This window comes from Oceanobacillus sp. B139/18, assembly GCF_055524595.1.
The window spans coordinates 146488-171606 of the sequence record NZ_JBVFXI010000007.1 but is presented as its reverse complement, the minus strand read 5'-3'; the positions used below and the strand labels follow the sequence as shown (position 1 = coordinate 171606).

Sequence of the window (25119 nt, the reverse complement as noted above, 5' to 3'; positions counted from 1 at the left end):
CTTATAGGACAAGGGAGAGTAACTCCTTTGTCCTGTTTTTATGGTATGGCCGCAATAAGTCTATATGAGGTTTACAGCTATTTTTTCATTTAAATATGCTTCCAAAAGAATTATCCACTGACAATCGTTTCTCACGTAAGGCATGACTCAATGTTCTTAACGATTTAGTAAAGAGGTCTTTATCACCCTCAAATAACAAAATTACCTCTTAATCATCTATTAAAAAACTTCCCACAGAAATGAGTATCATGCACCTTGCGACTGATTCTTAGATAGAACGATTGAGGATATCATCAACATCGATTCTCGAGTTTGGTAACAATTCTTCTTGTAGATTACTACTTTCTTCAACCATTTCTTCAAACGTATCATCAATATAAGATTTTATGGTGCTTTCAAGTGAACTAAAATAATTCACAACCTTTAATTTTAGAGTTTTATCATCAATATCTTCTACCATACTCTTGATTTTTTGATCAATTTCTTTAATCATATATACATAATCTCCGTCATACACTTCGTCTTGATAATCTGGATTACACCTTTCGTCAACTAGGTCTCCATAATCTAACTCATCTATATATGATTCAAGTTCATTTAAAAGTTTTTCATTAAGATAATTAGAAATATCTTCATTATTCGCTTGATTCTCTTCTAAAAACTCTGCTATAGGATTTATTAAGAATACAGTCTCCTCGAAGTTTAATCCTTCGAATATTTGTACCACATTTTCCAAATCAGATAATATATTTTTCATTTCATAGAAATCTCGAAGTTCGGGATCCTGAATAAATTTTTTAACTACATCAATTTTATTTTTGCTATAGCGTCCCAATCGGGTGAATTCATTTAATGTAGGTAGCATGTTTATATCCCATGTATACTTTTCATCTATAATTTTATCTTCCGCTATTGTATGCAATCTAATTTCAAATAATTGACCTTGTTGAATCGTGCTATATTCGAATAGCTTATCGTCTAGAACTAACTTTTTTAATATATTCTCAAACTCTCTAGGGGAGTATAGTCGTTCTAATTGATTTAAATAAATAGAGTTATCCCTTAAGTTCTTCAATAACAATTTATTTGTAAAAACTGCGGTGTTCATATAATCATTTATGGATGGATTTAAAACCCCTATTTTTTCAACCCCAAAGGTATCTACTATTTTAACCATTGAATGATTTAAACGTATAAGCGTACTTTCAAAGTTATGTAAGGTGATATCTATTTGAGAATCTTTTTGAATGAGAAAGTCAAAACACCTTTCTAATATATCCTTTGAAATATATGTATCGGTTAAGGAATATAATGTAAACATAAACATACGATCAACATCCTTAATTCTATGCTCGAATTCATTTTTCCATATATCTTTAGGGTTATTTAAATTCTTTAGTATAAATTCATAGTATTTGTCACTTGAAACCATTTTTAATTTGTTTTTTAAAGTAACATACTCAATAACTCGCGGATTAAAATTTTTGTGTTCTACTATTCTCAAATAATTCCTATTTTTTCTAACGCTATTGTAATAATCATTTGAAACTTTGTTTCTCGTTAGCATTGTATAAAAAATTTTCGCTTTTTCTACCTTACTAACTTCGTTCATATTTATCTTTTTAAGTGATATTTTTTCTAATCCGAAATATCTATTTAGCTCGTCAAATGTATTTAAAGCTTCATTTAAAATCGTAACACGTGAATTTAAAATTAATATTTTATTTTTGTAAAGATCGACATGCTTAATCAAACTTAGTAAGTCTTTGTCATTTCCCTCTTTTAAATTAAAATAATGTTGCCCTAAACAATCATCCAAAAAAATAATTTCTTTTATATCTTGATTTGATGTAAATGAATTCTTTAGTTCTGCAATTTCTCCATTACTAGAATAACGTACACGATATCCCATTTTCACAAAATTCAACAATAGCATTTTAGAGTTTAATGTTTTACCGACTCCAGGGTCTCCGTACAGCAATATTTTTCTATCTTTTTCTAAGGTTTCGATACATTTATTAAAAATTTCAGTTTGAATGAAATATTTAATTTCATCATCTATGTCTGCCAGCAAAACTTCGCTATCAATGAACACATTCTGATTTAAAAAATCTTTAAGTACAATATCAGCAGTAATCCATAATTTAAATTGACTTCGTAAAATATCAATATTTTCCTCTGATTTTAAAAACATACTAATGTTTTCTTTAGTTACTATATTCTTTTCACTTTCCATGTACTCCTGAAACATGGTATAGACTTCTATAATGTTACCTGGGCTAAGTGACTGAGAAGTGAATATATAGTATTGTTTTGGTTGGAGTTTTTCAACTTTTTCCACCTCTTTTTTTAACGCATTCTTAAAAGTAGAAAAAGAACTTTTTTCATAGTGTTTAACTTGAATTAAGATATTTTTTTCCATTACATCATCTACTAAGTCTATCCCCTCATCTTTACCTGATGGAAAGTACCTAAGCTCTTTGCCAAGCAGTCTTCCCATCATATCACCACATAATTTTTCAAAGTCTAAAGCATCTAGTCTGGAATAGTCAAACATGCTCCTCCCCCATTTCTTAAATTGATTTTATCTTAACCATCCGAAGAATTTTTAAGATTAACTAACTTTTCAGCGATCAATATTAGCATACTTGATAATATCTTTAATCCTTTCGTCAACATAAAAATTTTAGTAATTATTGGCTTTCCTTTCCCTCTTTCTATTAAACTCGCATAAATACGATTTAGTTCTCAAAAATGTGCTAGTTTGATTTTACGAAATTAAAAAATCGATATGCCACATACAATAATCCCTTATATATCAAACGTTATAGCGCTCTAAAGTAAGTTTATTTATGATAAGGCTCTGCTTCCTTTACTAGATGGTAAACTTATAGCAGAAGAAAACCAGAAGGTTATTTCTTCAATGTCCTTCCGGTTCTCCTTCACGTGTATTTCTTTTATTAATGACCTTACAAGTAACTTTTTTTCCTCATCGCTTACTTTCATAAAAAAGTCATTAAAGTTCCTCAGTGCATTAATTATTTGCTCTGTACCAATTAAAGGCTTATTCCCACTAATTTCGCTTTCTGCTTTTCTAATATTCCTTTCTAGCTGTTCAATTTCCTTTTGTACATCACGCATTAGACGATTATAATTACGGCTTTCTAAAATTCCTTCAAAGTAGTCATTATCGAGCTTTGTTCTCTTATCCGTTGCCTTTTTTAGCTGTTTATTAAAACTGTTCAAATTTATTTTAATTATATCATTTTCTCTTTCGTTATCGCTATTAAGTTCTTTTAGCAGCTCTGCTAAGATACCCCCATTATCCATTAAAAACGATATTTGATTTAACACCTTTTTTTCAATTTCTTCCTTTTTCATTAAATTTGCACCGCATACTGATTTTCCCTTGCTATGATAAGCTTGACACATATAATAAAGATAGTAATCATCACTATTTTTCTTCTTAGATTTGCTCATTACCATTCCGGCACCGCATTTAGGACATTTTAATAAACCTGTTAGAAAAAAGTTACCGTTAAAGTTTCTATTAGATGTAAATGATTTCTTTTGTAACTCATTTATTTCCTGTACCTTTGTCCATAATTCTTGGTCTATAATAGCTCTATGAATACCGTCAACGACTATAGGCTGTACTTTCCCTGCTCTTCTCTTTGTATTCCATTCCTGATGCTTCTTCCATACCATTTTACCAGTATATATAGGGTTATTAACAATAAGTTTAATTCCTGGAATACTGAAACTTTTGCCTTTTTTAGTCTTTAATCCTCTATTATTTAAAGTATGAGCTATAAATTTATACCCTTTCCCTTCAGCCCTAAATTTAAAAATCTCCTGCACAATTTCACTCTCTTGCTCATTAATAATTAATTTCTTATCTACTGAATCATAACCTAAAATTGAGCCACCGTTCCAATAACCTTTTTCAGCTCTTTTTTGCATACCTACATTCACACGATCTATAATAGTTTCTCTTTCATATCGTGCAAATGTACTAAGTAAAGAAATAAACATATGCCCCTCTGACGTTGATGAATCCTTATCAACAGAAGTTACTATTAATTTTTTATTTCTTGGTGTTAAATCTATATCTATAAGTGATATAACATCTGCATTATTTCGTGAAAGACGGTCAACTTTCCAAACTAAAATTACATCTACCCTATCATTAGCTATATCACTAAATAATCTTTGAATTTCTGGTCTATCAAAATTCTTTCCTGAATAACCTCCATCACTATATACATCAAAAATTTCATATCCCTTTTTTTCAGCAAAATCTCGTAACGCACTTTCCTGCGCTTCCAATGACTGTCCTTTCTTTTGCTCTTTTGTTGATACCCTTGTATAAATTGCTGCTCTTTCTGCCATCATTATCCCCCTATAAGATTAAAAATCACTATTCCTTTTTTATTTTGATAGCTCACCAGCATATTTTTTTATTAAATATGCCAGTGCTTTAATAGCTTCTGCTTTTTTAAGTTCCGATTCATTTTGTTTTGTGCAAATCAATCTATCATTTTCACCCATTTTATTCACCCCTATAGTTTATAAATCCAGTAAATTCTTAGTTTACGAATAGCGATTAGTATAAGATCTAAGTCAAAACTATTACAATAAAAATTTATTTATCTGTGACACTTGTTCAACCCATTTATTTTGAATTAGTTGGTCAAAGTCTATAAATTCTTGGTTGTGCAACTGTTGTTTTAAAACCCTTCTATAATGTCCTGAAAACTCATTTAAAGTCATGTCGCCTTTCTGTAAACAAATAAGCATAGCTTTGTAGACTGGTGAAACCTTAATGTTTGTGTTAATAACCCATCCAGAGTAATACTTATTAAAGCATGGTGGATGCTGAGTGAGTTCTCTCAGTTCAACTTTTTCATCGGGCTTATAAACTATCTCTATTCTAGTTAATTCCCCTTTGATTACATTTCTTTTTAACATTTCTTGTTTTTTATCATAAATTCGACAATATCCATTTTTTCTTCTCTGACCTTTCCCGCCAAAGTACCTTGTTCCATTAAATAAATTCATTTTTCTTCCTGTATTAGATGTTACAAATATATGATTTAATGGTACAGGGATATCAAATGCTACATCTGTAGCGATGAAGTAGGTTCCCTTACTAATTTCTCTTAGTCTATTTAATAAAGTTGAAAATACCGCTAAATATCTTGGATGGACTTCTATATGAAGTTTTCCTACTGGTTTCCATACTTCATTTTTAGGTTGATAATATAGCTTAATACATGCCCCATTTGTTTTTGTAACCATTAAACATTGATGATAATGAAAACCTTCTCTACCTTTTATATCGCGAATTTCTCCCTCATCCTCTAATAAATTATTGTAAGTAAAAGGTACACCTACATACTCTAGCTTAATTTTGTCTAACATAACCTTTGTCATCATTCCAACCCTCTCCTCAAATTTATTTTGTAACAGTACAGTGTTTTTAAGATTTAAAGTGGTGATTGGTTGACAGATTAACTATTTAATTACAAGAGGATGTTTAATCTCTCGGATAGTTAAATTATTTCATAAATAATTATCTGTTATTACCACGATATACTTTCGCTCTCTTACATTTGGTTAAATCAAAGGGCAAATGTGGTGACTTACCATTAAATTTCATAGCAACCAATCTCGTACGTCTCATCCTGTACATAAGAATATATAGTTTATTGGTTATTTTTTTTAAGTCCTTGAAAAAAAAATTTACATATAAAAAGACCAAGCTGTTAAATTCGCTCGGTCCTCTTAATAATATTTATTTACTTTTGCATAGCAGCATGCTCCCAATATTCATTTGCAACGTTCTTTAGATTTTCTTTATCAAATGAATCCCAGTTTATATTTGAAGCACTATCTCTATCAAATGAAATCTTTAAAATTGTATCGTTGCTTGTATTTCCGTTAGTATCAGTTAATGGATATTGCCATATTAAAGTCACTTCTTGTGATTTTTCTAATACAAATAATTCCTTAAATAATTCTACAGAATCTACTAACATTCCTTTTCTCGTAAGATCTGTTGTTAAATTTTCATTGCCACGTATCGTAGCAATAATAATTTTATCTTGCTCATCACTTGTCCCTTTGTGGTCATTAACTTGTAAATCTGAAATTGTTTGTTCTCCATAATTAGTTTTATCCCCAAGGATATCTAAAATAATTGCTTCAACTTGTGATTGCATATCCTCTCCAGAGGCTTCTTTTACTTCTTCGTTTTGTGAATTACCTTCTTGGCTACCCTTATCCGAAACAAGTGTAACGATAATATAACCCCAAAGCCCAATACAAAAAAGAATTAAAAAAATAAGGAGACATCCCAGCTTTGCTGATATCTTCTTTTTAGATTTTTTAGTTCCCATAACCCTTTACTCCCCCTTTTTCTCTTTAATGGTACGCTATAACGTACCACAATAAAAATTATTATATGATAGTTTTTTGCTATTAGTCAACGGCTTATTTAAAGAGGGGTCCTATGGGAAAAAGAGTAGTAGTAAAAATCCATAATATTTTAGAATACAATAATATATCATTAAGAGAACTATCGAGACTCACCGATATACGTCACGCTGCATTAAGTGAACTGTCAAATGCAAAAAGAAAAAACATCAACTTTCAACATATTGAGAAGATAGCCGATGCTTTAGATATAGATGATATAAGAGAAATAATTGACTTTATTGATACTAATGATTAGATAATTAAAACTAATTCCTTTATGTTATCCCGATACATCCACTTAATATTCATTTACCCTTAACGACCCACCGTATCGATATTTATTTATTAATGGTTTAAGTTCTCTGATATACTTGCGTTCCGTAGGTGATGGGTCACCACTTTCAACATATTTGATACCAATAAATAAAATATCGCTTAAATGCTCCTTCAACATATTTTTTGACCTATGTTCCCATAATCGACGCCTTAAATCTTTAGACGAACCAATATAAAGAGGTTCAAAATGGCTATTAAATACCGTATAAACCCCTTTTCTATTATCATTACCCCTAAACCCTTCTGTAATGTTAGAAGCGTCTAAATTAGGTGCTATGATAAAATCATCAAATAAAGCTGGGAAATTAATACTTTTCATTTTCTGTCTCCTCTAAAACTTGATACCCCTTATAGTTTAAAGCCTGCTAGGCTATTTTCTATTTCCTCATCATTTATCCCTATATACTTTTTGGTAATACGTGCTGATGAATGATTAAAGATTTCCATAAGCGTTGCAATATCTTTAGTTTTCTTATAGTAATGATAACCAAACGTTTTACGCATGGTATGCGTTCCAATATCGTCACGCTCTAGCCAGTCGGCAACCTTATCTAGCACTCTGTACGCTTGCGTGGTGCTTATAGGGTTACCACCTTTCTTACTTGGGAATAAATAATCTTCGTCAGCTTTACCCTCACAATACTGAATAATTTCATTTTGTATTGAGCCTAAAAACAGCTTACGAATCTTACCATTTTTTTCTTCAATAATCTGTGTAGTTGTTCTACATCTAACCTGACCTACCTTTAGCTTCACAAGGTCACTAACTCGTAACCCTGTATTGATACCAAGTACAAACATGAACCAGTCTCTTCTAGTGCAAACATATAATAAAGCGTCTTTAAATTCCTTTAATTCTTCAGGTGTCCGTAAAGGCTCGACATTGTATGTCGTTTTCTGTCGTTTCTTCTTCACTTTTGCCATTTCTTTGCTCTCCCCACAATGTATGAAAACATAATTTTTTAACATGTTTTCGTACATTAAATTTAATACCTCACCCAGAACCTTGTAAAGACAAGATTTTATATGTACGAAAATATATGTTTTATTACATAGTAATATTTAAGAGCACACAAAAAAGCAAGAGAATCAAATCTCCTGCTTTGTAATAACTAAGTTTTCCATGGCTTTACAAACCTTATTTATCTAAACTTATAATCATCGGGTAAATTAAACTCTTCTTTTATCTCATCGAGCCATGCTTGCCTATCTTTATCTGTGATACCTATATATTCCCATATTGCCTCTAGTCGATCAGATATTTCTTCCTCTACAACCGAATCTGAAAACCTCTGATTTTTAATTGCAACTTCTCTAATTTGCTCTTTTATTTCTGGAAAAAGCAGAGTTTGTTTATAAGGAAAATTCCATGGAAATAGAATCTCCTTTTCTTTTTGCGTAATCCAAGCATTCTCGAGCAACTGTTGATAGATAAATGGGTCAAAGTATAGCTTACTGGCCTTTAAAACATCATTCATTTTATTTCCTCCCTTTTTCAATACATTATATATATATGAAAACTCCATCTATTTTTAATTAAGGAAGTAAATTTTAAAAACTAATAATGGTTAAGCCATCATGGACTATGAATTTTTACTAGTTATTTATTAATTCTTTCCTAATATCAGTTCTTGCTTATCTATTAAATGTTTAAAATTATCCATATGTACTATAAACTCACTTATCTTGTTTACCATCACTTGTAATATGGTTCTCCTTAATACTTTAAAGGTAGCTAAATTCAACTATTTTATAGATTATAGAAGAATCAAAAATGTTATACTTATGGTATTAAATGATTTTTTACAGGGAGGTAAAAATGGAAAGATTAAAACCTATATTTGACCAGTTGTTCGCACAAAAAATTCCGCAAGTAATTCTTGAAAAGTCACAGTATGAAGTATTTAAAAAGATGGCGAATGCTAAAAATTTTGACGTCGTCTTACCTGCTAAGGAACAATTAAGAAATTTATTTGGTAAAAATGATGCTCCTTTTTCAAACTCTATTGGGGTGCATCCTGACTTTGAAGATTTAGAAGATGATGATTATAGAAATCAGTATATATGTTCTTTATTTTTAGATATATCAGGTTCAACCAAGTTAGGTATTAAGTTTCCACTATCAACTGTACGTTTATACAAAAATGCAATACTTAATTCCGCAATTGAAATTTTTCAAGTTTTTGATGGGCATATCCATAGATTACAAGGTGATGCAGTCTTTGCATTTTTTGGGCATAAAGATATGAAAAAATCAGATGCAATCATCAATGCCTTAAATGCTGCATCCGTTATGCAGTCATATAACAAATATACTTTGAGTGAATTTTTTATTCAAAATGACCTAGAACCTTTGCGAATTCGAATAGGTATTGATATTGGCGATGATCATCAAGTATTGTGGTCCAAATATGGATTAGACCAAACTACAGAAGTAACTTCCACTAGTATCCATACAGACTTAGCAGCGAAGCTTCAAGGGCAGGCGCCTAGAAATAGTATAATGATAGGTGAAAATGTTTTTTCGTATATGGATTTGCCGGGCGAATTTCTTAAAATCAAGACATTTGTAAAGGATGGTGTAAAACAAGAGGATAAGTATATTCTATACGACAGTCATCTAAAAGCATATTATCAAATGAGGGTCTTTCATTGGGAAAAATATTTAAGTGAATTCTCATTTTTACCAAAAGAACAGGTAACAAGATTTAAGTCACCAGATGATTTTGAAATTATCTGCGAAGTTTCAGAAGATCTAGAGAATATAGCCCCACTAAAAAGTAATACAAGATCAATTAAAAAAGGGGCAAGTATTGCTTTTAAATTAGAGTTGAAAAGAACATTAACTCAGTTAAAACCTAGTAGTATTGTATGGAGGGTAATAAACAGAGGGAAGGAAGCGAGTGAATCTGAAAATGATTTAACCTATTATATGGATGATTACAAAGATAAATATATATGCGAGCAATCTACTGCATATAATGGACACCACTACATGGAGTGTTCTATCTTTGATTCACAAGGAAAATTAACAGGTAAAGATATGTTTGGTGTTTATGTTAACGATGATAAGATTGAAATGAAAGAGTTGGGGATAGTCGAGGAAAGTGAATTTCTTCCTAAATAAAAAAGGATAAACCATCTGGTTTGTCCTTTTAACTACCAAAAAACCAACTTAAAGTTTCAATAATAGCACCAAAAGTTAATGCTATAAAACCATATTTTAAATTCTTATATTTTTTTAAACAAACCTCAGCAAGACTGTAATTTTGTTTTACCATATCTTCATGGAATTTATCGTCTGAAACACCTTCAAGGTGATTTAGGTATGCCTCGCTATCCTTAAATGCCCCTATTCCACTCCAAGACATATAATGATCAGTGTTTGTTGTATATCGTGGCCATAAAACTTTCCAAATAAAAAAATAACAAGATACAATTAACGGTATAAGCCCAATCAGTAAGCTATAATCCCAAAAGGATAGACAATCAAAACCATTCTCTTTTGCTTTTTGGCCAAAGAATCCAATCATAACTAAAGTGGCACCCAATGTCACTCCAGCTTTTCCGTCCGTAAACTTAATATAATCACTAATATATACTAAATTATGTTTATGGTAATCATATAATTGTTCTTTTTGTTTATTTGTATCCATTGAACTCATTAATACTTCACTCCAAACCAAAATTCATAATTAAGATTAGGTTTCTTTAAACTCTCTGGCATTAACGAAGATGATAGATGTATGAAAAATTGCTTACCTATTTCTGCACAATCAGAATCCATTCCTAAAAAGCAATTTTTTCTAACTTATGTCCAACATTTACTGCATGTCTAATTGAATTAATTCAAGATGTTTAGGACTTCCAAATGTGGTAATTAGTAAGTATTTAATTTTTTCCTAACATCTGCTCATTCCTATCTATTAAATGCTTTAGATTATTCATATGTACTGTAAACTCGCTTTTCTTGTTTACCATCATCTGTGATCTGGCTATCTAAACGAGGACTCCACTGTGTTTATCCTAACTTGAAGATTATAAATCTCAATATTAACTATTCATCTTAAATAAAAGGTACCTGTCCATTTACAGCTACTCTTCCTAAAATCTTTATATTTCAACTTCATCTTACACTGCGAGTTTAGTCTTTCTGGGTAGCATCATCGAGCTCTTCTAAAATACTTGGAAGTTTTAGTTTTTCATCAATTAATACCTTTTTATACTGCTCTCTAAATGTTTTATCAGTTTGAAAAAGCTTTGTTATTTCCCTATTGAATTTCCCATAAGAGGATGCTAAGTATACAGAATTTAATTCAGAAACAGCTACCTTATCTAACTCTATATATTTAAGGTAGAAATGGATACTCTCCCACTTTTTATTTGCAAATTCTATACCGTTTGGTGGTGTTGACATACTCCTTTTTTCAAATAAATCCTTCTTAAGCATTTTAAAATAATCAGTACTCTTTAAAAATTCTATCATAAAATCTGGTGGATTTTTCTTTACTTTTTTAAATAGAATATTTATAAATTCATCTAATTCATTAGAAGGTATGATTTTATTATCTAATAATATTTTTAATACCTCCCACCCAGCAATGTCTCCCCATTTAAAGAGCTTCCAAATTTCTGTTGTCCAAAATTCCCTGATATAAATTTCGTCACTTGAAATCTCATATAATTTCTCTGAGAATGCTACAATATACTTTCTGAAAGTATCCCAATCACTTTTAATAAAGATTATAAATGCTTCCCTTAAAATAGGCTCTTCTGAGTTCGCTATGTAATTCCAAAATTCGTAAGTTTCACTTTCTTCATCAAAGTCTCCAAAATCAACTAGTGTATTTTCAAAGAAATCATTTACTTTTTTTAAAAATAGGGGTATCTCTACTTTAGACATTGTATGAGTTATCTCTTTTACAATTGGTAATACGTCAGTATTTGGAGGAGTATACTTAGCATCATAGTGCATCTTTATCTTTTCAAATAAACCATCACTTCCACCATTTACAATAAACTTGTTTAAATTGGATTCAATAAATAACCATAGAGATTCCACATGTGGATGGCTTACAATATTACTTTTTGCATGAGCACAATCGTTTCTTATAGTTCTCCAATATGAATACTGTACTCTTATATCATCTGTAATTAAAAATGGGTTATCTGGTTTTGTTCTATTTACTAAATCATAAACCGTGTTATCCCAAGTATTATCGTCTTTTAGTTCTTCTAATTTCTTATTCCACATATTTTCTTGTATATTATTTGGCTTATTATGGGAGTTAAGCAATCTATGCCGTAATACTGCTTGAATACCTAAATATGACATTATAAAGGAGGCTCTATAAGCAGAAATCTTATAACATAATACTGATTCTTTAAATAGAGTTTTAGCATCACCTGGAAATTCATAGTCCTCAAACCATTTTTCAAATCTAGTTTTCAAGGGAGTTCACTTCCTTATCTCTATCTTTTAAAAGTCTTTTGGCCTGGTATGCCAATATGTTCATCTGATATCATATTCTCTAGTTGTTCTAATTTGCTTTCACTAATTAATAGACTCTATTTATGCGTTCAATATTAATGGAAGGGCATTCTACATAATAGATGAGATGTCTATCTCAGATAGCATTGACAGAGCACCTTTAGCAACTATGTCAGCAGTTGCACCTTCTAGAATCCTCTTAATACTAGCCTTTGCCTTCCCCAGAACAGTCCTATCTGGACTAGTCTTACTTAGCTCGTCTTTCATTTCTTCAATCAGCGTTTTGACCTTTCTCGCATCTTTTTCCGGGAGATTTGTTTTATCAATGCCTCGATGAATTTCTTCCAATACTTCTCGGTAATTTTTAATTTCGTTATCGGACAGCTGCTGATTAGAGCCAGGGGAACCATTCATAATCTGAGAACCTACCATATCTCCCTGTATATTAACAATATATTGATTGGTTAATTGATTAGCATTTTCTAAATTTTCATTGGATTTGGAGTTGATTTCAATCTCTTGTTCATCAAGTTCGTATAGCCAATTTAAAACAATATCCCTAATTAATTCTAGAATATTTAACATTTGATTTGATTGAATACGGATAGCATACTCATAATTTGAATTAATATTTCTCTTTAGTATACCTTCTTTATCAGGGTGGAAACTGGCATATACATAGATATTCCCTTTTAAATTTAAATTTTCCAGATAAGTAATGGGATTTGCAATTGGATGATTCAGATATACTTCCTCGGGAACTTCCAATTCAGGTTCAAAAAATTGAGTATGGTAAAATGGATCTTTTACAACTAACCTACCATTTAATCTTCTGTAATCGGGAACTGAATGAATTGACTCATATCCTTTAAGTTCTTGGTTTATCCAAGTCGCAAACTCTTCTAAATTCAGTTTTTTGGCAATTCTAAGTGCCTTTCTGAGTACTACACTTAATTCAACATTTTTTGTATTTTCAGCTTGACTGATTAGCTCTTCTAAATTCATATGTTCACCACCAGTTTATCTATAAACATAACGCCCTTCATTGGATATAGAAGGTAATCTCCTAGCACTTTAATTTTACCTTTTTTATAAACACTTATCCAATAAATTATTAAATAACTAGTTTGTTTTTTATATTTTCAACACATTAAGCATTTTTATTTCTCCACTTAGAGTTAAATCTTTAGAAGCAAGCAAATCAAACCTCTTGCTTCTAAACTCAATCATTTAGCTTATCTATCTGTACCGTTAATTCTACTTTCTTGTTTACCATCACTTGTGATACGGTTCTCCCCTCATAATCCGAAAACTCCGATAAACCTGCTCCAACAGCACCAACCGCATCAACTGGTGAGGAAACGTCATCTTAGAAAACGACAGCCCTAAATCACTCCGCCTCCGCACATCCTCACTAATCCCAAGCGAACCGCCAATCACAAACACAACCTTGCTCTTCCCATAAGTCGCCAGCTCATCCAGCTTTTTCGCCAGCTGCTCCGAACTTAGCATCTTCCCATCAATCTCCAGCGTAATCACAAAAGCATCCGGATGAACCTGTGCAAGAATACGCTCGCCTTCTTTACGCTTCACTTCTTCCATTTCTGCTTCACTCATCGTTTCCGGCGCTTTTTCATCCGCTACTTCGACAATATTCACTTTGGCATAAGCACCTAACCGCTTTTTATATTCATCGATACCCTGCTTCAAGTATTTTTCCTTTAGCTTTCCAACAGTGACAAGGGTTATATTCATTGAAATCTTCCTTTATGTTAAATTGATTTTTTTCGTTAGAATGTCCTTCTATTTTACCATATCCCCATCACCTGAACACTTATTTCCCCAACCACAAATCAAAAGAGATCCCTAATATACTTAATAAATATACAGGCATCTCTTCTATTAAAATCACAATCTCTTATTCTATTTTCCTATAAAAATACACACCTCAACTGACAAAGACTAAAACAAACTATCCTCTACAGCAAGACACAAACAATGATAAATCGGCAAATGTAATTCCTGAATCTTATACGTTTCCGTCTCTGGAACAAGGATATTACAATTCGTATACTCCCCAATTGTTCCTTGCTGCTGGCCGCTTAACAGAATAACATTCATTCCGATCATTTTTCCTATCATCGCAGCATACTTTACATTTTTAGAGTTACCTGAGCTTGATAGGCATAACAGAGTATCCTTTTCTGTACCGCGTGTCAGGAGGTCCTGTGCAAAGACTAAATTGGCATCTACATCATTACTGAAGGCATATGCAAATGCGTCCTGGCTCCCCAGCACCATAGAATCGATTCCCACTTCTAAATTATCTGCTAAGTACCGACCTTCTTCTGCATACTCCGAAACTAATTTTTCGGTAATCCGGCTATTTAATTCTCTTTTCTTATCAAAGGATTTTAACAGTTCGCCTACAATGTGCTGACCGTCGGAATAGCTCCCGCCGTTTCCACACATATAGATGGTTCCGCCAGATTGAATCGTCTTCATGAATAAATAATAGGTTTCTTCAATTTGGCTCTGATTCACTTCTAATACTGGATATCTTTCTACTAATAATTGAACATGCTCTTGAATAGCCATTGGATAAGCTCCTCTCTCTTAAACTATTTAGCTTCCGCTTCCGGCATTTTATTATTTCTTGCCTTGATGATTGAACCAACGATAAAAATAAGTGCCAGAATAAATAGGATTCCATAGATTCCTGCTTTACTAAACAGCACACCTAATTGTCCGAGAAGGATTCCCGTTACTGCAAAATCTGCGTCTCCGAAAGTGGAGTTTGCAAATCCGAGCTCTCCTAACAATGGGAGCATTAATGCTGGCAAGAAGGTAATTAACGCGCCGTTAAAAACGCCTCCGACAATCGTACCCCGGATTCCTCCGACTGCATTTGATAACACACCAACACCTGCACCTACAAAGAATAAATTGATTAAACCAGGGATAATTACCGGCAATGGTGTAAACGGTAAAATAAGAAAGACAATTAATCCACCGACAACGGAAGACATAAATCCAATTAATACTGCATTTGGAGCGTACGGAAACAGCACTGGTACATCGAGTGCAGGTGTAGCATCTGGTACAATTTTTTCAGAAATCCCTTTAAATGCAGGGACAATTTCTGCAAGCATCATACGTACACCATGCAGAACCACTACAAATCCTGCTGTAAAAATCATTGCCTGCATCACCGCGTACATGACAATATTATCTCCGCCAGATAATTCCATTGCGACAGACCTTTCCGCAAATAAATAGGTTACTACATATAAAATAATCATGACGATTGCGGTTGTAATCGTATTATCACGGAAGAAGCTTAATTGCTTTGGAACTTTTATATCCTCCGTGGAACGCTGTTTGTTCCCAACTGCTTTACTAATTAATGGAGAAAGGGAATAACTAATTGCATTAAAATGACCCATAGCTATGTTATCGTTACCTGTCGCTTTTCTATAGAAAGGCTGTACAACCGCCGGTGACAGTGTCATCACAGCTCCAAGGATTAACGATCCGGTTATGACCAGTTCGGTTCCTCTGAAACCGATTGTACTTAAAACAGCCGCTAACAATGCTGACATGAATAAAACATGGTGACCTGTTAAAAAGATGTATTTAAACTTGGTAAAGCGGGCGATTAAGATGTTACAAATAAATCCGAATGCCATAATCAATGCCATTTCAGCACCGAATAAAGTCTCTGCCAATCCGATAACAGCTTCATTGGAGGGAATTACTCCCTGCACTTGAAAGGCGCTCTCAAAAGCTGGGGACAGCTTTTCCAATGCACTTGAAATAATGCCTCCACCCTGTGATAAAATCACAAAGCCGACTACGGTCTTAAAGGTACCGGATAAAATTTTATCAATGGGCTTTCGTAAAGCAACTAAGCCAATAAAAGCAATCAGCCCAATGATAATTGCTGGTTGATTAAAAAAACTGTATACAAAATTCATGATGGTCTCCTCCTATTTGGCGAGATAATCCTTTAATTGCTGCTCGATATCGCTTTTATCGACTACATTACTAACTAAAATTTTGTCTGCTGTAAATTCCTCCAGCTGATCTCCAAATTCCTTCGTAGATATAAGTAAATCTACTTGATGTCCTGCCACAGAGCCGATATCGCATGCTTCTACCTCTGCATCTTTTCCTAAACCAGAAAGAACCTCTTCCACATTCATTTTTAAAATTAATGATGATCCTGATCCCATACCGCAAACTGTTAATATTTTCATATTGATGCACTCCCTTATTTTTTATAAAATTTATTTTTGATTAATGACTTTTACAATTTCTTCTTTATCTGAATGAAGCAGCATATTTACAAATTCTTCGTTATTCAGTTCCTCTACTAATTCCGACAACGCTTTTAAATGGGTGTGATGATCAATGGCTGCCAGACATATGACAATCCTCACCGGGTCATTATCTTTATTGCCGAATTCTACCCCCTCGTCTAAGGTAATCAGACTCATACCGATTTGATGGACACCGTCCTTTGAACTGGCGTGTGCCAAAGCAATCCTTGGTGCAATCACAATATACGGGCCGAAATTCTTTACAGCCTCGACCATTGCCTGCGTATATTCATTGGTTATGACACCTGTTTTTTCTAAAATTTTCCCGCTGTAAATGATTGCTTCTTCCCAATCATTTACAGACACCTTTGTTTCAATTGTTTCTTCTGTCAGAAGGTCTTTTAACATAGGTTCACTTCTTCCTTTCCATACTCCCTCTTCCTGGAATGTTATCTTTTCCTCTATAATCTGTTTTTCAAGACGCTGTATATTTTTTATATCAACCTCTGTTACATACGGCGTTACCTGTATGTATGGAATGTTGAAATCCTGCAAATGAATCGTGGAGATAATCATATCCGCTTTATTCGCTTCTTCTGATAGAATTTTTTTAGTAACGATTCTCGGTTTAAATTTAAAGTAATGATTGAGCTGATATTTTAAAAATTGCGAAGTCCCGATTCCCATATGACAAATCAATATGACATTTAATTCCTCTGCAATTCTGTCTTTGATTTTTTCAATGGAGGAAACTATATGCAATGTGATAAAGAGCCATTCCATTTCATTATTAAATGGAATATGCTCTCTTCTTCCAATATCCTGCATGACACGTTTTACAACGGTATAAATATGCTCATGAACCGCCTTTATGTCTTTAAAGGTTTCTTTTGTAATCAAATGAGCAATATCATAATCATCCTTTGTTATTGTTGTCTGAAAATGCAGAGCAAGATGTTTAAACAGCTCTTTATCCAACGTAAGATCGATTTTTAGAAGCTTGCTTATTTCCTTGATGCAGGAATTTACAATAATATCCAAATTTACTTGATATCCTTGATAAACTACTTCATTTTTTATTAAGTTACTGCGGTAAATTTGCTTGAAAATAAACACTACCTCAGAAGGTGGAATGATTATATTAAAATATTTTTCTAAGATGACACAGTTATTATCAATAATATCCATTTCATAACTGGATTTAGGATTTAAATTCTTCGAGTTGATCGTTACTTTTTTCCCTTGTTGAATCCTGCCGGTAACCGTTTTCATAATTGGGATAAGTCTTTGAAAACTGCTGTAAGAAATTTCAATCATCAGCTCTTCTTCCACTTTCCTGATCCAATAGGTCAGGATAGCCGCTTCATCATCATTAGATATTTCCAGATCATAGTTATATTGCTCAAACAAGTCGATGAAATGAAAATATAAGATTCGGAGCTTCTCCTCTTTACCCAATAAGTAAAGCCCTTTATTTTTTTCAAAGAGGATATCTATGCTCATTTCCTTGGCCATCTTTTTGAGTTTTTTCAAGTCATTGTTTATCGTGCTTCTGCTTACAAATAATTCTTTTTCCAAGCTTTCTATCGTGATTCTCTGCTCGCTCCAAAACAATTTGTTATATAAAAATCCCAGTCTATATATAGGCTCTTCCCAGTAATCAATTTGTTTTTCCGAATCAGCATGTATCTTATTCAGAACACGATGAATAGTTGTCGACTGTTCGTTTTCAATCGAATAGTTTATCGTGGTTTCTTTTTTTAAATTTGTTAAATTATTTTCGGTTAAAAACCCATCGATTTTTGCTAAATCATTTCGGATCGTTCTTTCTGTAACTCCGAGCAGCTTTGCTGTTTCCTCTAAGTTAACCTTTCTCTTCTCCAGCAGTAGATTTAAGATTAATTTACTCCTTTCGTTCAGCATATTTATCCTCCTTATAGTTTTATTATTTAACAAAACAATGCTAATAAAAAGTTCAAAAATTTTCTTTAGTTTGGAAGCGTTTTACACACATTCTTAAAAACTAGTGCATTTACTCATAAAAGACGAGTAAATGCACTAGTTTTCTTATAAGCAGAATAAAAAATCGAACTCTCCCGCATCCTTTTAAAAATGCAGAAAAAGTCCGATTTATTGCTTCCTTCTCTATTACTTTTTTACTCAATCAACCCGCACATCTTCAACCCATCAGCAATTCCATCATCATCCGCTGACTTCGTAATATACGTCGCTGCTTCCTTAATCTCCTCCACAGAGTTCTCCATCGCCACCGATGTTTTCACAAACCCAAACATCTCCAGGTCGTTTAATCCATCGCCGAAAGCATATGTATTCTCTTTAGAAAGTCCGGTGACTTCTAAGAATTTCTTAATACCTGTTGCTTTGGAGACGTCTTTTGGGAAGACATCACAGTTATAGGGAGAGTTGCGGACAAAGTGAAGCTCTGGGAATTTTTCCTGATATTCTTCTTCCCCATCTTCCAGGTATATTTCTACCTGATAGACCGGCTTGTTCATATAAATATCATCATCCACTTCCGGAATCTCTCTGTCACATTCCAGGCAGTCCTTCTTTAACAGCTCACATTGATTGTTCGTTGTAAAAATTTGCTCGGCAGTGTGGAAAGAAAGGGTGACCCCTCTTTGTGTTGCATAGTCTCCCAATTTTTTTAATTGGACCGGGTTGATTCGGTTCCGGGAAACGACTTCTCCTTCATGTACAATGAATTGTCCATTCATCAACACAGCTGATCCGATTCCTGTCTCTGCTCGTAATTTCTTTGTTTCAAATGGAGGTCTGCCTGTTGCAAGCACAGGTATTCCATCATTTTCAATTAGTTTTTCAATTGCCTCAATACTGCTTTTTGCTACTTTATTATCACTTGTCAATAATGTTCCGTCTAAATCAAAAAATACAACGGGTCTTTTCATCATTTTTTATCCCCCTCACATATCTTGCTGGAGTTAATGTATCCCTATTCTAAAAGATAATGAGATGAAAAGCTAGGCTTTCTGTCATTTTCTGAATTATTTTCATTTCCATTTTTTCCTATTCCTCCTGGTTTCATGTTCCCCGTATTGTGGAATAGACAAAGTAGGCAAAAAAAAAGAGGAACATGAAGCTGTTTATCAGCTATTCGATGGATAGATAAGATAAAATACTCACGAAAAGGAGACATGCCGCATGTTTGATGATCGTGCAGGAAAAGTACTTGTGGATTTACTGGAGGACTGGGGTGTAAACCATATTTATGGAATGCCTGGGGACTCCATCAACAATTTAATGGAAGAACTGCGAAAAGCAGAGGATAAAATAAAATTTGTGCAGGTTCGTCATGAAGAGGCCGGCGCATTAGCTGCTGCTTCTTACGCAAAATTAACTGGAAAGCTTGGCGTTTGTTTATCCATTGCGGGGCCGGGTGCGATTCACTTATTAAATGGATTGTATGATGCGAAGGAGGATAGCGCTCCTGTCCTTGTTCTTGCCGGGCAGGTTCCCACAGATCAAATTGGGACAGATAGCTTTCAAGAAGTCAATATGGAACGCATTTTTGATGATGTTGCGGTTTATAATAAAGAGGTTACCTCAGAAGAACAGCTCCCATCCATGGTCAATCAGGCTATTCGCACAGCGTATGCGGAAAAAGGAGTTGCTGTGTTAACCTTGCCGGATGATATTCCAACTGAAAAAATTAAAAATAAGGTGCAAAAAAATGCAGTGATGTATGAGTCACCAGCACTTACTCCAGATGTAACTGCGATGCAGGAGGCTGCAGCTGCAATTGAAAAAGCGAAAAAACCTATTATTTTAGCAGGAACAGGTGTGAAGAAAGCGAAGGAAGAGCTGGCGGCATTTTCAGATACGATTGCTGCACCCGTTGTTATTTCCTTACCTGCTAAAGGAGTGATGGAGGATGAGCATCCAAATTTCCTTGGTAACCTTGGAATGATTGGCACCAAGCCGGCTTATGAAGCAATGGAGGAGACAGACCTCTTAATCCTGCTTGGAACCTCTTACCCTTATACCGAGTTTCTGCCAGAGGATGTTACCTGCATCCAAATTGATAGGAATCCTTTACAAATCGGCAAAAGGTATCCCGTGGATATTGGCGTTGCCGGGGATGCGAAAAAGGTGCTCGGGTGGTTCAATGAACAGCTGCCTCGCTCCGAGAAACGTGATTTCTTAGAAAAATATCAGGAGAAAATGACCAGCTGGTGGGAGGAAATGAAGAACGATGAAGAGCAAACCTCTACACCAATTAAGCCGCAGCAGGTCATTCATGAAGTGCAGAAAATCGCAGCGGATGATGCTATCCTGTCAGTTGATGTCGGCAATGTGACTGTATGGGCGACACGGCATTTCCGGATGAAAACAACGCAGGATTTCTTGATTTCCAGCTGGCTAGGCACGATGGGTTGCAGTCTTCCTGGAGCGATTGCAAGTAAAATAGCTTTCCCTGAGCGGCAGGTAATCAGCCTTGCCGGCGATGGCGGTTTTTCCATGAACATGCAGGATTTTTTAACTGCTGTGAAATATAACCTGCCAATGATTGTTGTTATCTTTAATAATGAACGTATCGGCATGATTAAGTACGAGCAGGAGGCTGGCGGACACCTGGATTATAAAACTGGCTTAGAAAGCTTTAACTTTGCTCAATTTGCGGATAACTGCGGCGGTAAAGGGTATCGTGTAGAAAAGTTTGAAGACCTTGGACCTTCTCTGCAGGCTGCAGCGTCGTTTAATCAGCCCGCGATTATCGATGTCTGTATTGAGGATGAGCCGCCAATTCCAGGCAAGCTTTCTTATGATCAGGTGACCAGCTACACCAAGCAGACCATTAAAAAATTATTTGAAAAAGGAAAGCTGGAGCTTCCGCCGATTCGCAAGGGGTTAAAGCGGATGTAAGCTGACGTTTAGAAGGAGTGTTTCTTTTCGAAGCACTCCTTCTTTTTTTATGGATTTCTCTTAAACTTTCGAGGAGTTCTTCATTTTATCCATCTATTATCCTATGATAAACGTTTTTTTTCTAAAGCATTCCCTAAAAATCGAGCTAATTCCAACATCCCATATTTATTAACTTTTTCTTCCGCTTCTGAATTGTAGTTTGTATTCGTATTTACATCATACGTGTAAATCTCTCCATTGATATCACGAATAAATTCAATACCAGCTACATCAATCCCGCTATTTTTCAAGAAATTCTCATAACGTGCAATTTGCTCCGTGTCCATTCCTTCTTCCATAATCTCAAACATCGGCGGACTTTCTTCTTCCTCCCCAACCGGACAAAATGCATCGCCAATCCGGCACGCATCTGCAGGGCACAACTCAAAGCCTTCTGAAGTATCTACCTTCACTGCGTAAATCAATTTCCCGCCGACAAATTCTGCTCGTGTTATAAAAGGCTCAGGCGACTGGATGTATTGCTGAATCAATGTAATACCATCAACGGGTTCTTCAAATTCCGGGCTATTTACATACGCTTCAAGGGCATCGATGGAATGGAAAAGCTGAACTCCCAGCCCTTTCCCTGCTCTGTTATGCTTTGTAATGAAAGAAGATTCACCTATTTTTTTTGCAGCTTCTATTATTTGGTCACGTCCAACTGCTCCAATTGTCTTTGGTGTTTTTATGCCGTTTTTTTCAAGTGCGGTATATTGGTTAATCTTGCTAATTTCCAGCTGAAGCGCCTGTGAACCATTAAAGACCGTTCGATTATGCATCTCTAACCAGGATAGAATGCCTCCAGCTAATTCGGGTGCAAAGCGGTGATCTCGTGTGTGTGAGGAGGCACTCATCCGATTATAAAATACCCCTTCAGGCGGTTCTGCGGTTAAATCAACCATCCCCTTATCTAAATGCCAGGTTTCATAAGGCAAATTTAATTCTTCCAGACGATTGGTTAAGTGTACTGTCCAATCATCGTTTTCATGTAAAATATATATTTTCGACAATGATAACACCCCTTCATTAAAAAATTTTATTTCATATGGCTTAGCTTCTATTTAGCATCCATGCACTATTTCCAGCCATGACATAACTTCCATTCTTTATAAAAAGAAATTCTAAACACTGTTGATTTTAACAAAAAAAGAAGGAAGAACCCAAGATTCTCCCCTCTTTATATGTAAAAGGAAACCATCAATCGTCTCCTTCTTCCCACTGGACACGCTCCATAAATTCCGTAGAAGCCTTATATCCCTGCTGCTGCAGGTACCAATTATTCGCAGCCGCTTCTACTAATCCAGCTACATCCCGTCCTGGCTGGAGCTGAATCTCAATTCTTGGAACCTGGACGCCCATATACTCTTCATAATCGGTTTTCGGCTCCAAATCATTATTGAGTGCATCCTTCTCCCACTTTGTCAGCTCAATATCCAAGGAAATACGTGATTCATCCTGGAATGCCTTTCTGCCATACATCCGAACAACATTTAAAAGTCCGACACTGCGGAGAGCGAGGAATTCGCGATTGATGTCATTATGTGTACCGAGAATCGTTTTATGGCTCACTTTTTTCAAGATAACAATGTCATCCGAAACAAGCCGATGCCCACGTCCAATCAAGGTATGTGCCAGCTCACTTTTCCCTACACCAGATTCTCCGCGAATTAACACGCCAATTCCGGAGACATTCAGGCAGACCCCATGAACTGCAATTTCTGTTGCAAGCTTGCGGGTTAAATAATTATCTACCTTAGCGATAAAATCAACGGCTGTATCTGCTGTACGCAGAAGCGGAATATTTTCTTCCTGACAGAATTTTGTTAAGTACGTAAGTCCCTCTTGATTCGACGTAACAATAAAGCATGGCGGATGATAGCTTACCACATGGTCTATCCGTTCCTTACGTTCTTCAATATTCTGCTGCTTCAAAAAGTTAATTTCTTTTTTCCCTAAAATCTGCACACGTTCCATTGGGAAAAAGTCAAAGTAACCAATGAATTCTAAGCCAGGGCGATGGGTCCTGGCTTTCTTGATGGTGCGATCTAACTCATCGCCTCCAGCCAGTACTTCCAATTTAAATTCTTGCACTAATTGCTTTACACTGATAGATTTCAAAGCACCACGCTCCTCTCCGTCCTGTCCTTTTCCCTACATTATAACGAATTATGTCGCAAAGAGACAGAATCATGTATGAGAAATCGCTATTTCACTAATTTGTCACATTAACCTGTAACTATTTGAAAAAGGAACTGGAGAAATGTGCAAAATATAGCGCCTTTTCATTATTTCTATTTAATAATTTGAACCCGCTTAATATATCGGCCGTCTATTTCTAATATGTGAAATGTTAAATTTTCCTTTTCCAGCGTATCTCCTTCTACAGGAAAGGTAGTAAAGTTTCTGAGAATATAAGCTGCAAGCACATCATCTTCCTCTGGAATATCTGTATCAAAGGTATTATTCAGCTGGTGAAGCGTGATTTTTCCATCACAGATAATTTCGGTTTCTGTCTGCTTTTCTATCAGCGCATCCTCTTCCACATCCATCTCATCTTCTATCTCTTGTCCAATCATCACTTCAATAATATCTTCCTGTGTGACAATTCCTTCTGTGCCGCCATACTCATCCAATACGATAGCCATATGCTTCTTTTCCTCCAGCATTTTATGGAATACCCATTCGATATTATTAAATTCATACACACGCAGCGGATCCATATCACTATAATCTGCAAGTGTTTTTTCTTTTTCATCGCTCCACGCAATTAAATACTTAGAGTGAAAAATGCCGATAATATCATCCACATCTTCTCCATAAATAGGATACCTTGTAAATGGACTGGACAGCGCCAATTCTTTCACCTCTTGGTAACTTGCTTCATGATCTAACCCGACAATTTCAACGCGCGGTGTTTTTAGAACATCCTTTACATTCAAATGATAAAAATCAAATACACCACGTATTCGTGAAGACTCTTCCTTTTGAAAAGCTCCTTCTGAATCAGCAATATCCACTATTGCCCGCAGCTCTTCTTTGGAAACAGACTCCATCTGCACTTCTCCTTTAGAAAGTGCCCGGGTAATCGTGCCTGTTAATCCATTTAATAAAAAGGTGATTGGTTTTAAAATCCATACCACAGCCCGAATAACCGGGAAGATCAAAGCAGCAATCCGGTCCGGGAAGCTGGCTGCTACGGATTTTGGTATCACTTCCGAAAATACAATAATCGTAATGGTCAGTACAGCTGACGCAATTCCTACATTTAAACCATAATCTATCGCCATCATGGTAACCAGTGTAGGCAACAGAATATTCGCCACGTTATTTCCGATTAAAATTGCTGTAATAAATTCACTTGGGGTAGAGACAAGCTGAAGCAGTTTTTCTGATTTTATATCACCATCATTTGCTTTTGCCTGCAGTCTCACCTTATTTGTTGCTGTTAAAGCTGTTTCACTTCCTGAGAAGAATAGAGAAACAAATAATAAAAAAATGATCGCAATGATCACGAGTAAATTCCTCCTAAATGACATTTTCGTTAGA

Annotated in this window: 22 protein-coding genes; 3 read left to right on the top strand and 19 right to left on the bottom strand. The window is 34.7% G+C overall.

Features of this window, described 5'->3' with window-relative positions:
* Nucleotides 1-268: 268 nt before the first annotated feature.
* The 4 genes from ACZSMY_RS18860 to ACZSMY_RS18845 form a co-directional block, all read right to left on the bottom strand.
* Nucleotides 269-2557, bottom strand: a complete 2289-nt coding sequence (locus ACZSMY_RS18860) for an nSTAND3 domain-containing NTPase (RefSeq protein ID WP_465148158.1) — start codon at nt 2555-2557, stop codon at nt 269-271.
* Between the two features lie 293 nt (nt 2558-2850).
* Complete coding sequence (locus tag ACZSMY_RS18855) at nt 2851-4392, bottom strand: recombinase family protein (protein ID WP_465148157.1); 1542 nt, start codon at nt 4390-4392, stop codon at nt 2851-2853.
* 240 nt (nt 4393-4632) lie between these two features.
* Complete coding sequence (locus ACZSMY_RS18850) at nt 4633-5439, bottom strand: replication initiation factor family protein (protein WP_465148156.1); 807 nt, start codon at nt 5437-5439, stop codon at nt 4633-4635.
* Nucleotides 5440-5801: 362 nt separating this feature from the next.
* Nucleotides 5802-6401 carry a hypothetical protein gene (locus ACZSMY_RS18845; protein WP_465148155.1) on the bottom strand — a complete coding sequence of 200 codons (600 nt, stop codon included), beginning with the start codon at nt 6399-6401 and terminating at the stop codon, nt 5802-5804.
* Between the two features lie 113 nt (nt 6402-6514).
* Here ACZSMY_RS18845 and ACZSMY_RS18840 point away from each other — a divergent pair, with 113 nt between their 5' ends.
* The gene (locus ACZSMY_RS18840) at nt 6515-6736 is read left to right on the top strand and encodes a helix-turn-helix domain-containing protein (protein WP_465148154.1); all 222 of its coding nucleotides are present in this window, start codon (nt 6515-6517) and stop codon (nt 6734-6736) included.
* A 42-nt stretch (nt 6737-6778) separates the two neighbouring features.
* Here ACZSMY_RS18840 and ACZSMY_RS18835 read toward each other — a convergent pair whose 3' ends face one another.
* From ACZSMY_RS18835 to ACZSMY_RS18825, 3 genes are all read right to left on the bottom strand, one after another.
* Complete coding sequence (locus tag ACZSMY_RS18835; protein WP_465148153.1) at nt 6779-7135, bottom strand: GIY-YIG nuclease family protein; 357 nt, start codon at nt 7133-7135, stop codon at nt 6779-6781.
* Nucleotides 7136-7164: 29 nt separating this feature from the next.
* Nucleotides 7165-7740: a tyrosine-type recombinase/integrase gene (locus ACZSMY_RS18830; protein WP_465148152.1), complete on the bottom strand. Its 576-nt coding sequence runs from the start codon at nt 7738-7740 to the stop codon at nt 7165-7167.
* Between the two features lie 218 nt (nt 7741-7958).
* Nucleotides 7959-8294, bottom strand: coding sequence for a hypothetical protein (locus ACZSMY_RS18825; protein WP_465148151.1), 336 nt, complete (start codon nt 8292-8294; stop codon nt 7959-7961).
* Between the two features lie 341 nt (nt 8295-8635).
* On the opposite strand from ACZSMY_RS18825, the gene ACZSMY_RS18820 reads away from it, so the two are divergent.
* Complete coding sequence (locus tag ACZSMY_RS18820) at nt 8636-9943, top strand: nucleotide-binding domain-containing protein (protein ID WP_465148150.1); 1308 nt, start codon at nt 8636-8638, stop codon at nt 9941-9943.
* Nucleotides 9944-9971: 28 nt separating this feature from the next.
* Here the strand turns inward: ACZSMY_RS18820 and ACZSMY_RS18815 are convergent, their stop codons facing one another.
* The 9 genes from ACZSMY_RS18815 to ACZSMY_RS18775 all read right to left on the bottom strand — a co-directional run bounded on the left by ACZSMY_RS18815 (nt 9972) and on the right by ACZSMY_RS18775 (nt 19562).
* On the bottom strand, nt 9972-10481 hold the full coding sequence (locus tag ACZSMY_RS18815) for a Pycsar system effector family protein (RefSeq protein WP_465148149.1): 510 nt from the start codon (nt 10479-10481) through the stop codon (nt 9972-9974).
* Between the two features lie 479 nt (nt 10482-10960).
* On the bottom strand, nt 10961-12268 hold the full coding sequence (locus ACZSMY_RS18810; protein ID WP_465148148.1) for a hypothetical protein: 1308 nt from the start codon (nt 12266-12268) through the stop codon (nt 10961-10963).
* A 150-nt stretch (nt 12269-12418) separates the two neighbouring features.
* Nucleotides 12419-13312, bottom strand: a complete 894-nt coding sequence (locus ACZSMY_RS18805) for an AbiTii domain-containing protein (RefSeq protein WP_465148147.1) — start codon at nt 13310-13312, stop codon at nt 12419-12421.
* Between the two features lie 270 nt (nt 13313-13582).
* Nucleotides 13583-14062, bottom strand: coding sequence for a 23S rRNA (pseudouridine(1915)-N(3))-methyltransferase RlmH (rlmH, locus tag ACZSMY_RS18800; RefSeq protein ID WP_465148146.1), 480 nt, complete (start codon nt 14060-14062; stop codon nt 13583-13585).
* 207 nt (nt 14063-14269) lie between these two features.
* Entirely contained in the window at nt 14270-14905 is a 636-nt protein-coding gene (locus ACZSMY_RS18795; RefSeq protein WP_465148145.1) for a D-sedoheptulose-7-phosphate isomerase, read from the bottom strand.
* Between the two features lie 23 nt (nt 14906-14928).
* Nucleotides 14929-16287, bottom strand: a complete 1359-nt coding sequence (locus ACZSMY_RS18790; protein ID WP_465148209.1) for a PTS ascorbate transporter subunit IIC — start codon at nt 16285-16287, stop codon at nt 14929-14931.
* Between the two features lie 9 nt (nt 16288-16296).
* Nucleotides 16297-16566, bottom strand: coding sequence for a PTS sugar transporter subunit IIB (locus ACZSMY_RS18785; RefSeq protein ID WP_042528766.1), 270 nt, complete (start codon nt 16564-16566; stop codon nt 16297-16299).
* A 30-nt stretch (nt 16567-16596) separates the two neighbouring features.
* The gene (locus ACZSMY_RS18780) at nt 16597-18552 is read right to left on the bottom strand and encodes a BglG family transcription antiterminator (RefSeq protein ID WP_465148144.1); all 1956 of its coding nucleotides are present in this window, start codon (nt 18550-18552) and stop codon (nt 16597-16599) included.
* 233 nt (nt 18553-18785) lie between these two features.
* Complete coding sequence (locus tag ACZSMY_RS18775) at nt 18786-19562, bottom strand: Cof-type HAD-IIB family hydrolase (protein WP_465148143.1); 777 nt, start codon at nt 19560-19562, stop codon at nt 18786-18788.
* A gap of 250 nt (nt 19563-19812) precedes the next feature.
* Between ACZSMY_RS18775 and ACZSMY_RS18770 the strand changes: the two genes are divergently transcribed.
* A complete protein-coding gene (locus tag ACZSMY_RS18770; RefSeq protein ID WP_465148142.1) occupies nt 19813-21534 on the top strand; it encodes a pyruvate oxidase in 1722 nt (573 codons plus the stop codon).
* Between the two features lie 101 nt (nt 21535-21635).
* Here the strand turns inward: ACZSMY_RS18770 and ACZSMY_RS18765 are convergent, their stop codons facing one another.
* From ACZSMY_RS18765 to ACZSMY_RS18755, 3 genes are all read right to left on the bottom strand, one after another.
* Nucleotides 21636-22583, bottom strand: a complete 948-nt coding sequence (locus ACZSMY_RS18765) for an ATP-grasp domain-containing protein (protein ID WP_465148141.1) — start codon at nt 22581-22583, stop codon at nt 21636-21638.
* 187 nt (nt 22584-22770) lie between these two features.
* Complete coding sequence (gene hprK / locus ACZSMY_RS18760) at nt 22771-23691, bottom strand: HPr(Ser) kinase/phosphatase (RefSeq protein WP_042528756.1); 921 nt, start codon at nt 23689-23691, stop codon at nt 22771-22773.
* 173 nt (nt 23692-23864) lie between these two features.
* Nucleotides 23865-25085 (bottom strand): hemolysin family protein, encoded by a 1221-nt coding sequence (locus tag ACZSMY_RS18755; RefSeq protein ID WP_042528755.1) that lies wholly within the window; start codon nt 25083-25085, stop codon nt 23865-23867.
* Nucleotides 25086-25119 lie beyond the last annotated feature (34 nt).